A 12,612-nucleotide genomic window follows, 5' to 3' on the forward strand; every position below is an offset into this window, starting at 1 on the left:
ACCTCACGTTTAAATGTATTGGAAAAATTCAGCTTTTAAATACTCGGCATTTTTTTCAGTCCGCGCAATGATCAAAATGCTATCATCATCATTGATTGCAGCAAAAACGATCTCCTTATACTGTTTTTCAATCAAATTTGACACTGCCGCAGCATTCCCTGGTATAGTACGCAAAATAACCTGCTTATCCATCTGATCGACAGAAATAAACGCATCTTTCAATAGTTTTTCTAATTTTACAGCAGTATCTTCTTGCGTTTGAACAGGAACACTGTAACGATATCCACCTTCTGTGGAAGGTACTTTGATCAGCTTCATTTCTTTAATATCACGAGAAATCGTTGCCTGAGTGACTTCGACTCCTTTTTCTTGTAGATAGGCTACAAAGTCTTCTTGCTTTTGAATATTTTTATCTGCTAATAAACGAGTAATCAGACGATGCCGATCTTTTTTCCTCATAATAATTGGCTCCTTTATAAATCCATTTCCATTTTATCATAGCGTATTTTCAGGCATTTTGAAAGTCTAAAAGCTACCTTCCTATTACGAAAGACAACTGTTTTATACACTCTTCATACTATTCGGAAAAATAAACTAGCTCGTATAATAAAAATTACGGCTTAACTATTTAAGTTAAACCGTAATCGATCATAAAACGATATTTCCCATTATTTTTTTAATTCATGATGAGCTGCAGCAACTGTTTCATCTATATCGACTGAGCTATCAACGATACCTTCTCCTTCAACAGAAGTCAAATAGGCTAAAAATTCAATATTACCCTCACCGCCTGTAATTGGTGAATAATCTAATCCGCTGATCGTATACCCATGTTTTTGAGCGAAGGTCAGAATATCATTGAGAACAAGTTTGTGCGTCTCTGGTTCCCGTACGATTCCTTTTTTACCAACAAGCTCTTTCCCTGCCTCAAACTGCGGTTTGATCAATGCAACTACTTGACCGCCAGACTTTAGGATCGCATGTAGCGGCGGTAAAATCAGTTTAAGAGAAATAAATGAAACATCGATCGTCGCGATATCTGGTACCCCTTCATGAAAATCTTCTGGTGTACTGTAACGAAAATTTGTCCGTTCCATTACAACAACTCTTTCATCCTGTCGAATCTTCCAAGCAAGCTGATTATATCCTACATCTAAAGCATAACTTAAGCGAGCACCATTTTGTAAAGCAACATCGGTAAAGCCGCCTGTCGATGCACCGATATCCAACATAGTCTGCTCCTTTACATCTATACCGAAAACGTTCAATGCTTTTTCTAATTTTAGTCCGCCACGTGACACATAAGGTAACGTTTGGCCTTTGACTTGAAGCGGAGTTTCCGCTGAAATTTTTTCGCCAGGTTTATCCAGTCGTTCATTTTTATCGTTATAAACTAAACCAGCCATCACCGCACGTTTGGCTTTTTCTCTTGTTTCAAATAATCCTTGATTAAACGCTAAACTATCTACGCGCTCTTTTTTCATAAGTGCCTTCTTTCTATGATAAATGCAGTTGATTTAAAAATTCTTGTAAGAATGCTGGTTGAAATTCACTACTGATTTCTTTGACAGATCCTAAAGTTTTCGTTCCTAATGTTAGCTGTTCTGCTAGTGCAGCTTTTGCGCCATCTAGACCAAGTAGACTTGGATAAGTGCTTTTATTTAAGGCTTCATCACGTCCAACTTGCTTGCCTAACTCAGCTTCTGAGCTTGTCGCATCAAGTAGATCATCTTTGATCTGAAACGCTAACCCTAAATGCTTTGCAAAAATGCCTAATAAGTCAACGACTTCTTCCGGCTGTTCAGCTAGGATCCCGCCGGCTAAAAGAGCAAATTCGATCAACGCTCCTGTTTTCTTTTCGTGAACATTCGCTAGTTCAGCCAAAGTCAAAGAACGTTTTTCTCCTTGAAGATCCCCAGCCTGACCAGCAACCATTCCTTGTGTTCCGGCAGCCTTACTCAAGAGCTGGATCAAAAGTACCTTTTGATCTGATTGAATTCGACTAAGTGCCGCCAGTTGAAATGCGGCTGTCAATAAGCCATCCCCAGCCAAAATAGCATGAGCTTCGCCAAATACTTTATGATTCGTCGGCTTTCCACGACGTAGATCATCATCATCCATTGCAGGCAAATCATCATGAATCAACGAATACGTATGGATCATTTCCAAGGCCGCAGCAATTTGATAATCGTGTGTTTGTGGGTGACGATCGAATGAATGAAGTACAGCTAAAACTAAAAGTGGACGAAACCGTTTCCCTCCAGCACGAATCGAATATAGCATCGCTTCTTTCAATTGTTCGTTTGCTGTGTACTGATTGATAAAATCTTCCATTTCCTTTTCGATAAGCGGTAAACTTTGCTTGCGGAAACTGGTGAAATCTTCCATCAAGCTTCCCCGCTTTCTTCGAATGGAACTTCTTCATTATTTTCTGTCATCACTTTTGTTAAGGTCTTTTCAGCCTTTTGCAAGGTATCCTGACACTGTTTGCTCAATGCCATCCCTTCTTGAAAAGCCGCTAAAGCTTCTTCTAAAGGAACATCACCGCGTTCTAAACGCTGAACGATCTCTTCTAGTTCAGTCAATGATTCTTCAAATGTTTTTTCGATTGCTTTTTCTTTTGCCATACTACTACTCCTCTTCCGCTGGTAAAACTTTTTCTATCATGGTCTCTACGATACCATCGACATAATGGATCTGGATTTTTTCTTTTGGTTTTAGTTCAGTGACTGATTTGACCACTTGCTGTTCTTTTGTTGTATAACTATAGCCGCGTCCCATGATTTTTAATGGACTAAGCAAGTCTAGCTGTTGAATTGCAGAGCTGAACTGCTTTTGTTTGTCTTTCATGTATTGTTCCATACGATTATGCAGAGATTCGTCTAAAAATTTTAACCGCTGCTGACCTTCTCTGATCTGGCTTTGAGGGCTTTGCTGTCTGAATTGGCCAATGATTTCTTGTGCTGTCCGTTGTTTTTGATGATACACAGCTTCCATTGATTGGATCAATCGCTGCGTAACTCGATCCAGCTTGATTGTTTGTCCTTCATATAACCGGTCAGGTTGTTTAAATACGTATGAATTTTTCAAGCGCTGATATCGGTCTGTTTTTTGTTTCAATTGATATAAGAAGCTTTGTTCCAAACGTGTTTGGCGGTCTTTGATTTTCAACAATTCTTCATTTAAAACAGGAACCGCTAATTCTGCTGCTGCAGTCGGTGTAGCAGCACGAACATCCGCAACCATATCAGCGATCGTTACATCTGTTTCATGTCCGACGGAAGAAATGATCGGTGTTTTTGCCTCATAAATTGCTCTAGCCACACGTTCTTCATTAAAAGGCCATAGATCCTCAATCGAACCACCACCGCGGCCAATGATCATTGTATCAAAAGTGCCCGATTCTTCCACTTTTTGAATGTTACGAACAATATCGTCTGCTGCTTGATCCCCTTGAACTAAGGTTGGAAACAGAACCAACTGAGCAATCGGATATCTTCTTTTCACCGTTGTAATAATGTCTCGAATGACTGCTCCGCTAGGACTAGTGATCACAGCAATTCGCTTAGGATAGCGAGGCAGCATTTTTTTAGGCCCTTCAAACAAGCCTTCTTTTCCTAGTTTTTCACGTAATTCAGCTAGTGCCTGATACAGCGCACCAACGCCATCCGGCTCCATATGTTCAACATAAATTTGATAAGAGCCACCATTTTCATATAAAGATACGCGGCCAACAACTAGGACTTTCATTCCTTCTTTAGGCTGAAACTTCAGTTTCTGAAAAGCTGATTTAAACATAATTGCAGAAATTTTTGCACCATCATCTTTTAAGCTAAAGTATTGATGGGCATTTGGCCGTAAACGAAAGTTAGAAATTTCTCCTGTTAAATATACACGTTCTAAGTATGGATCAGCATCAAATTTACGTTTTAAATATTTGGTTAAAGCTGTGACTGTTAAATATTGCTGTTCCATCTTCTCACCTTACTTTTGTTTTTTAGCGGCCTCGACTGTTTGATACATCAGCATCGTGATCGTCATCGGGCCAACACCTTTTGGTACAGGCGTGATATAGCTGGCGATCTCTGAGACTTCATCAAATTTCACATCACCGATCAGCTTCCCGTTTTCATCGCGGTTCATGCCCACATCAATGACGACTGCCCCAGGCTTCACGAACTCTTTTGTCACGAAATGACCGCGGCCGATCGCAACGACAAGAATATCCGCTTCCCTAGCAACAGCTGGTAAATCTACTGTTCTAGAATGAGCGATCGTCACTGTCGCATTTTTCATCATCATCAATTGGGCCATCGGTTTACCAACGATATTACTCCGTCCGATCACCACAGCTCGCTTGCCTTCAAGATCGATGTTATAGGCTTCAAACATTTTCATGATGCCGTATGGCGTACATGGAATCATTGTCGGCTCACCGATAAATAAGTGTCCCATGTTCATAGGATGAAAGCCATCAACATCTTTGTTCGGATCAACAGCAAGTAAGACTTTTTCTTCATCGATATGTTTCGGTAGCGGTAATTGAACCAAAATACCATGAAATTCGGGATCTTGATTGTAGCGTTCGATCACATCAAGTAACTCAGCTTCTAAAATCGTTTCTGGCAAACGTTCGATCTTTGAACGAATCCCGATTTTCGCTGCTGCTAAATCTTTGTTTTTCACATACGTTTGACTCGCTGGATTTTCACCGACCAACAACACGACTAAGCCTGGTTTAATCCCTTTTTTTTCAAGTTCTGTCACTTCTTCTTTGATTTGCGCCTGCATCTTGTCCGCTAATTCACGACCGTTGATTAACTCTCCCATGAGATCACTCCTCTTTTTTGTTTGTATTGTTTCATTTTAGCACAGATTGGAGACTCTTTACACTGTATAATACTGTTCTCAAACGAAAACATGTACAAAAAAAGTGACTAAGAACAACTCTTCTAGCCATCCTTAATCACTTTAAATTTTATTCATCAAAAAAACAAATGTCCCTTACTCTTCAAGATCCTTCATTACATTTGACAGTACACCATTGACAAATTTTCTTGAGCGATCATCACTGAATTTCTTGGTCAACTCAATTGCTTCATTCAACGCCACTGTATTAGGTACATCTCCGGCATAGATCATCTCAAAAATAGCCATGCGCAAAATGATCAAATCCATTTTGGCGATCCTATTGATCGTCCAATTCGTGCCTAAATGTTTCTTGATGACCTCATCTAATTCTGATTTACGGTCGCAGACACCACCAACTAATAGATCTAGATAGGTCGGAACAAATTCTTCCCCATCTTCGCTGATGATATCACGGTTATCTAATTCTAAAGCATAATAAATCGCATCTTGTTTCGTCAAATCGATATTAAAATCCAAAGGAAATAAAGCTTGCAGTGCTTTTTCACGAATCTCATGACGAGTAAAGCTCGGCTTACTCATTTTCTCCCTCTTCCTCTGGGAATAATTCATCAAAATCCGGCTCAGGAAGCTTTTCAGGAACGACTGCCACCACATGGATATTTACTTCAACTAAATCAATATCAGTCATAAACAATACTTGCTGTTTCACACGATCCTGCATATCTAAGGCAACTTTCGGTACAGAGATCCCGTAATTCAAGTAGCAATAAATATCGACTTTCAAGCCTTCTTCTTCGGCTCTTAAATAAACACCTTTGCCGTGAGCAGCACGACCAAGGAATTCTGTTACATTATTAGCAAATGTTCCGCGCATGCCATATACGCCATCAACTTTAGAAGCTGCAATACCAATAATGACTTCGATCACTTCTGGTGCGATCACGATTTCACCTAAAGCATCTTTTGTATTAATCACTAGATTTTTTTCGTCAGTCATTTTTATCCTCCTCAATAGTCATGTTCGAGAAACTTTCTCTACGTTTTCAAGCTTTCGTCCATATACCTATCTAAGTTTACATTCACACCTAGTTTATCATTAAATGATCGTTTTCGCTACCAAAAAAAGTGGCAGGAAAACGTGTTCTACAAATTATAAAATAATCAATTCTTTCGGTGAATGTGTCAATACACGATTGCCATCTTTCGTGATCAGTAGATCATCTTCGATTCTGACACCGCCAAGTCCTGGTAAATAAATCCCAGGCTCATCTGTGATCACATTACCTGCCACGAATTGTTTCTCTGCTCTAAAGGAAACATTGGGTCCTTCGTGGATCTCTAAACCAATTCCGTGTCCTGTACTATGACCAAAAGCTTCTCCATAACCATAAGAAGCGATATGGTCACGAGCGATCGCATCTAGCTGAATACCAGTCAAGCCCGGTTTTGCTTCTTCTAGAACTTTCAATTGTGCTTCTAAAACGATTTGATAAATCTCTTTAAGCTTGCTATCAGGTTCGCCAATTGCAAAAGTCCGTGTCATATCAGAAACATAGCCTTGGTAATAGCAGCCAAAATCTAACGTGATCAAATCACCTTTTTCAATGATTTTTTCACTGGCAACACCATGTGGCATAGCCGAACGCACACCACTGGCAACGATCGTTTCAAATGAAACACCCGTCGCACCCAATGAACGCATATAAAAATCCAATTGATTGGCGATCTCAATTTCTGTCATCCCTGGTTTGATGACTGTCAAAATATGTTTAAAGCCAAGATCAGCAATGCTACATGCTTTCTCAATGATCGCAATCTCTTCTTCATCCTTCACTTCACGTAATTCTTCGATCAAACCAGCTACTGGAACTAATTCACACGGTATGATTTCTTCCAGCACACTATATTCAGCGAAGCTGACAAATAACTCTTCAAAAGCGATATTTTTCAGTTGTTCTTTTTCGGCAATCGCAACAACCTCATCAAAGATCGGTCCTGCATTTTGAACGATTTCATAGCCTTGTGCTTGTGCTGCCGCTTGCTCTGTATAACGAAAATCCGTGACAAAAAACGCTTTGTCTAATGTGATCACTGCTAATCCTGTAGTTCCTGTAAAGTTTGTTAAATACCGTAGATTATACGAACTGGTGATTAAAAATGCGTCTAGATTGTTTTCCTTCATCAATGCTCTTAATTTATTTACTCTGATCATCATTGCATTTCCTTCTTTCTTCATAACGTTCTCTTTAATTGTAGCAAATTTTCCTGTTATTTGTTACCTATTCGGATTAAATCATGAAGAACTTTTTTCTTTTAGTTTTATTTACGAAATCGTTCCCGTTTATTTTATTTTTTACTAAGCGATTTGCTCTTTATCTTTAATACTTTTAATCAATTGTTTGCATCCATCTACTAGTGCATTTGCTATTAGAGAAAATACTAGACAGACAACTGCTATACAAATTGAAATAACAGTAAACCGCACTAAAACATTACTCAATGAATTGAATTTTTGTAATAATGGAACATACAGATTATGAATAACAAAATCTGAAATCAAATAAGCAAAATAGATTTTTGAGCCTAAAAATAGACTGCCTTTTTCAATTAATTTAGAGGGTACCCTCATTCGAGCCAACATAATAAATAAGACTACTGACATCACACCATATTGAAAAGAGTCTGCTTTATTGTTCCACAATTCAAAGTCCATCATGTTATATCTTGACGTAATGATCATCAGAGCGGAAAGAACAACTGATCCCACATATATCAGTGGAAGAAGATAACTGCGATTTTTAAGCAGATCAAGGGTTCCTTTTTTGACATTGATAAAATAATGACCAAAAACAAAGTACAATAGATATGGACTAAACACAAATTTAAAAAAATCTGTTTCTGAAATATCTGCTCCTAAAAATCTCAGTAGATAAGGAAAAACCATGGACAAAAGAAACAGTACTAGAAAAAAGCTTCTATAATCTTTTTCATTAAAGGAATCCACCATTTTTTTATAAATGGTAGAAATAGTAAGAAGCCCAAATATACATACATGTACCAGAGTGCATTACTGACCCGTCCATTTAAAAATAAAAGAATGAAGGTTTGATCTGTTCCTTTCAATTCAGGATCAAAATAAAAATACACTAGAGAAAACAACAGCAACGTCACCACAACACTGATAATCTTATTACGAAGTTCTTTTGAAGAATACTCTCTTCTTAACAATAAAGCACCTGACATCATCATAAAAAGTGGTACCACCGGTTTAACGATCACCATTAATACAGCTGTCACATTCCACTCATACGAAAGATCTAATCCGTAGAATAAATAATGAAATACGTGATTAAAAACAACCATTAGAAAAGCAATGATTCTCATACATTCAAACGAAACATTTTTTTGTCTCAACCAACAACAACTCCTAGCTCGAGTCGATCTCATAAATAAAACTAAAAGAAAAAAACACTAAATAAATCTTATTATATCATATTTTTTTACCTATTATGATTTTTCAGTTATAAAAAAATTAAAATTCTAATTTATTCTAAATTTTTTAATCTAGCAGCTAGCTTTACTCTTTTTTAAGCTATTTTTGATAGAATTGCGTTAGAAAGTGAGGTTACGGATGAAGAAGCAAGCAATTTTTTTCATATTATTCTTTTTTTCGATCATCAGCATGGTCTTCTATGCTTTTTTTATAGAACCAAAACGAATCGTCACTCACAACTATACTCTTGGCGATAATCAAGGACAAAAATCACTGAAAGTTGTTCAACTTTCAGACATCCATATTCAAGAAAACTATCCAGTAGCCCAGCTTGAAAAAATTGTTACAAAGGTGAATCAGGAAAAACCGGATATTATCTTATTTACTGGTGATCTATTTGATAACTATGCAAAGTACGGACCTATAGAGGATGTCACAGCTGCCTTAAGTCGATTAACTGCACCTTTAGGAAAATTCGCTGTTTGGGGCAATCATGATTATGGTGGCGGCGCTGCTCGTGTTTATCCAGAGATATTAGCTGGAGCTGGTTTTCAATTACTGGAAAATTCAGGGATGAATATTGCTCTTGCAGATGGAAAAAGTGTTTTTATCAGTGGTTTAGATGATTCTTTATTAGGTAACTCGTCGATCGAAGAAGCTTTGAGCGAACGTCAAAGTGACTACACGATTTTACTTAGTCATGAGCCGGATGTAGCTGATCAACTAGTGGACCAAGATATACAGCTGATCTTATCCGGTCACAGTCATGGTGGTCAAATCAACCTTCCATTTATAACCATCAAAAATATCATGGCAGAAAAATATTTTAGTGGCTTCTACAATTTAACAAATGACACGACACTTTATGTCAATACAGGATTAGGGACAACAAAAATTCCTGCTCGGTTTAGAGTGCCACCGGAAATCGCTGTATTTGATCTGTATATTTAAAAAAAGATAGGACGAAATTCTAAGAATTTCGTCCTATCTTTTTCCTGTTTATTTATCTAGAAAATTCTTTGACTCGTCCACCAATTTTATCAGCAAATTTTTCTGCGAAGCGTTTATCACCAAAGACTCGTGCTTGATTTTTATCTCTTGTACGTTGTCCGTCTTTACTGATATATCCATGTAATACTTTTACAGCGTACATTGCCTTCCCTCCTCTGTGTTGCTTTTTGATCATAGGATAACTATAGCTGAGAAACCTTAACGAAAGCATAAATTGGTTCGAATATTTTATGAAGAGTTATTAAGAAAAAAGAAAAAAGCCTTAAGCAAAAAATGCCCAGGCTTATTCCTTTTCATTGATTTGTTAAACAATGATATCTTTTGTTTTTTTATCCATATGGATTCTTGCTGTCCAAGTTTCAAATGTCACCAAGACAGGTGCTTGATGATTTAACTCTTTTTGATAGTCAGACAACCTAGATGTGATCTCACCTTTAGAACCCACTTCTTCAACAGAAAATTTCCCTTTTAGCAGCAAACTTTCATGAGCAATTTCTTCATAGCAACAAACAGACCCATTGGGGTTAGAACGAATATTTTTGACCGTTTCCCCTTCCCCATCCAAATAAAATTGTAATTTCAACAGTCCCTCTCTCCATAAGGGTGCGGATACGGTAATCACTGTTGGAAATTCCCTTTTATCGATGGTTGCAAGTAAAAATACCTTACTGGAATTTAGTAATCTCACAATTCGCTCATGTATCTCCATTTCTAAAGGCCTCCTTTTTTATCGCTATTCACTCAATTATAGCAACTATCTGCTATTTTTGAAAAGCTAAACCCTTTTGAAATGCAGTTGAGAGATTGAACGACTGTTTTTTTCGTGCTGATTACTTGACTGATTCTTGTCGTAACCAATTAGCTTGTCGACTTTTCTTCAAAATCAAGCGGCATATAGGTCCAACGATCAATAGTTGCAAAGGTAAAGCCATCACTAAATTCTGACTGAAAGCTCCAATATAGTTACTAAAAAATTCTTCTGTAATACCAGTTTGAACCACGACACCGTAAATGGACATGAAAAAGACCATTCCAAGCACCATACAGCTAGAAACAGCAACAACCATATGAAGCTGCTTTTCTCTATTGATCGGCAATGAAAAAGCGATTTTCTTTGCAGCATTTGCTACAACGAACACATCAACTAAAAAAGCCACTAGAAAACCAGGTACTAGACCACCTAGAAGATGACTCCATGACAATTGCTCATGCAACACTAGATTATAAAGACTCATTGAAAAGACCATGGAAAAACAGACAATCGTTGTAAAAAATAAACTTTCTTTTTTTGTTTTCGGCATACATACACTCCTTTTTTTCATAACAGAGATTATGCTACCATAAAAAAAATTTTCTCGTAAGTTTTTTTTCAAAAAAATACTCTAGTAGTCTCTAAAAACAATTCAGACTACCAGAGTTTTATTTTACTTCTTATTTTTAAAAGAGTATTTCATAAAAGCTTTTACTCCATAGGTCAACAAAACTAACAAAGATAAAACCTTAATAACTATAGATATTTTGAAGATAATACTAGGGTCATATCCTACAACAACTGTATTTTCTCCTTTAGGAGCTTTTATGATCAGACTGCCAATATTAGAAACTTCATATCTTTCTTTTGATAATTTTTTACCATTTAACTCTACGGAAGTTCTGTTATAGATGGTTACTGGAAGTAACGTCGTATCATTTGGCAACTTATTTTCCCACGTTAATTCTATTCGGTTGTCGGATGTTATTTTTTTTGTTACATTCACTTCATTTTGAAGAATTTCTTCTGCATAGGTTCCGTATGTCTTAAATTGTTCATCAGTATATCTTGGCAAATAATCAGCCGTCGATTTATCAACAGCTTTAAAAGCAGTTCCTAAAGGATTATTTCCACCAAAAGCTTGTCGAATTTTTTCCGGATCGCTTTCAATAATTGTTGCCGCTTTATCTTTGATAGGTTGATCTGAACTCCATGCATCTGAACTTGAAGAAATTTGTAAATTAATATTATTACAGCTAATAAGTGCTAGTGTAGCAAAGAAAATCATAGCAATTCTCTGAACTGATTGATTGTTTATAGATGGATTCTCACTCATTTTCTGCATCCTAATTGCCCAACCTAATAACAGTAAAATGCACGCCACACAAACAAATCTTTGGGGGAATTGCATCGATTGAATAAACGTAAATCGAGCTGCGATACTATTCCAAGGAACGAATTTTGAAGAAAGGAATAAAAAGAAAATTCCCACTGAATTAAGTAATCGTTCAAAATGAGAAAGTTGCTTCCAAAAGACACCTGTTGAAACTGCCTGAAAAATGAACAAGAAAGAAAAAATCAATCCAAGAGTTGCCCATCCGGGCACTCCAATTGAAAAAGAAGTGCTATTTGCCATCATATCCTTAACCGCATAAGGGCTAATCAAGTCATCACCTGATAAATCATATATAGCACCAAACGTGTTAGCAGAAAGTAGGACAGCAACAAAAATAGCTAACAATGTATCTTTGATCATAACCAGTTTATTTCTACAAGTAAAAAAAGTATAAATATAAAAAGGAATCAAAGCCAATACAGCCAACACAGTTGAAAATAAGTGAACAGAAAGCAACAGTGCTATTGGTATTCCCAATAATAAAGGTTTGATCGGTCGTTCTTTATTTTGGAACATATAAACTACTGGAAGAAAAGCCAGCGGTAAAAAAGCCGCTCCCCAACCAGAAAAATTTGTTACTAGTGCATAGTAAGCAATTGTTGAGGTCGACATATAAAAAATAGCTGCTACTAGAGAATAAGAATGGTCAACTTTTGCGTAGCGCGTCAGACTATACATCGATATTCCACTGACAAAAAAACATAAGAACGATGAAACTAATTGAAACTTGAACCAAGTACCAAAAATAGCCAATATAATTGCTTGTATAAAAGCAAAATCCATACCGTACATTGCATTAACGATTCTACCAGACTGAGCAAACCCATATAAAGATTGAAAGTAATTAAAATGACCTGTCTTTAATTGCTGACTTAGATCATAAAAACGATTCATATGGAATAGAAAATCATTAGAGACAATCAATGCATGCTTATATAATTGGGGAGAAAGCATTAAAAAAGATAATAGCCCAATCATAATAATTGCTTGAAAAATCTGCTTTCTCGAGTTATTTATTGATGAGAATTTAAACATTTTTTAGCCTCCGCTTAAACATTTGTACCAAACAAATCTATCATACCATAAAGC

General features: G+C 36.8%; 16 protein-coding genes. 1 reads left to right on the top strand and 15 read right to left on the bottom strand.

What is annotated here, in order from left to right; translation table 11 throughout:
- Positions 1-9: 9 nt before the first annotated feature.
- From A5889_RS05810 to A5889_RS05860, 11 genes are all read right to left on the bottom strand, one after another.
- Positions 10-459 (bottom strand): arginine repressor, encoded by a 450-nt coding sequence (locus A5889_RS05810; protein WP_087641020.1) that lies wholly within the window; start codon positions 457-459, stop codon positions 10-12.
- A 209-nt stretch (positions 460-668) separates the two neighbouring features.
- A complete protein-coding gene (locus A5889_RS05815) occupies positions 669-1,484 on the bottom strand; it encodes a TlyA family RNA methyltransferase (protein ID WP_087641019.1) in 816 nt (271 codons plus the stop codon).
- 13 nt (positions 1,485-1,497) lie between these two features.
- On the bottom strand, positions 1,498-2,388 hold the full coding sequence (locus tag A5889_RS05820) for a polyprenyl synthetase family protein (RefSeq protein WP_087641018.1): 891 nt from the start codon (positions 2,386-2,388) through the stop codon (positions 1,498-1,500).
- Entirely contained in the window at positions 2,388-2,627 is a 240-nt protein-coding gene (locus A5889_RS05825) for an exodeoxyribonuclease VII small subunit (protein ID WP_087641017.1), read from the bottom strand. The genes A5889_RS05820 and A5889_RS05825 overlap by 1 nt, the downstream gene beginning before the upstream one ends.
- A gap of 4 nt (positions 2,628-2,631) precedes the next feature.
- Entirely contained in the window at positions 2,632-3,975 is a 1,344-nt protein-coding gene (gene xseA / locus A5889_RS05830; protein WP_087641016.1) for an exodeoxyribonuclease VII large subunit, read from the bottom strand.
- Between the two features lie 9 nt (positions 3,976-3,984).
- Positions 3,985-4,830, bottom strand: coding sequence for a bifunctional methylenetetrahydrofolate dehydrogenase/methenyltetrahydrofolate cyclohydrolase (locus A5889_RS05835; RefSeq protein ID WP_087641015.1), 846 nt, complete (start codon positions 4,828-4,830; stop codon positions 3,985-3,987).
- Positions 4,831-5,004: 174 nt separating this feature from the next.
- Complete coding sequence (nusB, locus tag A5889_RS05840) at positions 5,005-5,451, bottom strand: transcription antitermination factor NusB (protein ID WP_087641014.1); 447 nt, start codon at positions 5,449-5,451, stop codon at positions 5,005-5,007.
- Positions 5,444-5,869 carry an Asp23/Gls24 family envelope stress response protein gene (locus A5889_RS05845; RefSeq protein WP_087641013.1) on the bottom strand — a complete coding sequence of 142 codons (426 nt, stop codon included), beginning with the start codon at positions 5,867-5,869 and terminating at the stop codon, positions 5,444-5,446. The genes nusB and A5889_RS05845 overlap by 8 nt, the downstream gene beginning before the upstream one ends.
- A 153-nt stretch (positions 5,870-6,022) precedes the next feature.
- Complete coding sequence (locus A5889_RS05850) at positions 6,023-7,087, bottom strand: M24 family metallopeptidase (protein WP_087641545.1); 1,065 nt, start codon at positions 7,085-7,087, stop codon at positions 6,023-6,025.
- A 141-nt stretch (positions 7,088-7,228) separates the two neighbouring features.
- Entirely contained in the window at positions 7,229-7,585 is a 357-nt protein-coding gene (locus A5889_RS05855) for a hypothetical protein (RefSeq protein ID WP_140405334.1), read from the bottom strand.
- Positions 7,586-7,833: 248 nt separating this feature from the next.
- Positions 7,834-8,286, bottom strand: coding sequence for an acyltransferase family protein (locus tag A5889_RS05860; protein WP_176372833.1), 453 nt, complete (start codon positions 8,284-8,286; stop codon positions 7,834-7,836).
- A gap of 217 nt (positions 8,287-8,503) precedes the next feature.
- Between A5889_RS05860 and A5889_RS05865 the strand changes: the two genes are divergently transcribed.
- Positions 8,504-9,316, top strand: coding sequence for a metallophosphoesterase (locus A5889_RS05865; RefSeq protein WP_087641010.1), 813 nt, complete (start codon positions 8,504-8,506; stop codon positions 9,314-9,316).
- A gap of 52 nt (positions 9,317-9,368) precedes the next feature.
- On the opposite strand, the gene A5889_RS05870 is transcribed toward A5889_RS05865, so the two are convergent.
- The 4 genes from A5889_RS05870 to A5889_RS05885 all read right to left on the bottom strand — a co-directional run bounded on the left by A5889_RS05870 (position 9,369) and on the right by A5889_RS05885 (position 12,558).
- Positions 9,369-9,518: a hypothetical protein gene (locus A5889_RS05870; RefSeq protein WP_087641009.1), complete on the bottom strand. Its 150-nt coding sequence runs from the start codon at positions 9,516-9,518 to the stop codon at positions 9,369-9,371.
- Positions 9,519-9,680: 162 nt separating this feature from the next.
- Positions 9,681-10,085 (bottom strand): pyridoxamine 5'-phosphate oxidase family protein, encoded by a 405-nt coding sequence (locus A5889_RS05875; RefSeq protein WP_087641008.1) that lies wholly within the window; start codon positions 10,083-10,085, stop codon positions 9,681-9,683.
- 121 nt (positions 10,086-10,206) lie between these two features.
- Positions 10,207-10,677, bottom strand: coding sequence for a DUF2798 domain-containing protein (locus tag A5889_RS05880; protein ID WP_087641007.1), 471 nt, complete (start codon positions 10,675-10,677; stop codon positions 10,207-10,209).
- Positions 10,678-10,800: 123 nt separating this feature from the next.
- Entirely contained in the window at positions 10,801-12,558 is a 1,758-nt protein-coding gene (locus A5889_RS05885; RefSeq protein ID WP_087641006.1) for a hypothetical protein, read from the bottom strand.
- Positions 12,559-12,612: the final 54 nt, after the last annotated feature.

The organism is Enterococcus sp. 9D6_DIV0238, from assembly GCF_002174455.2.
Taxonomy (GTDB): Bacteria; Bacillota; Bacilli; order Lactobacillales; family Enterococcaceae; genus Enterococcus_L; species Enterococcus_L dunnyi.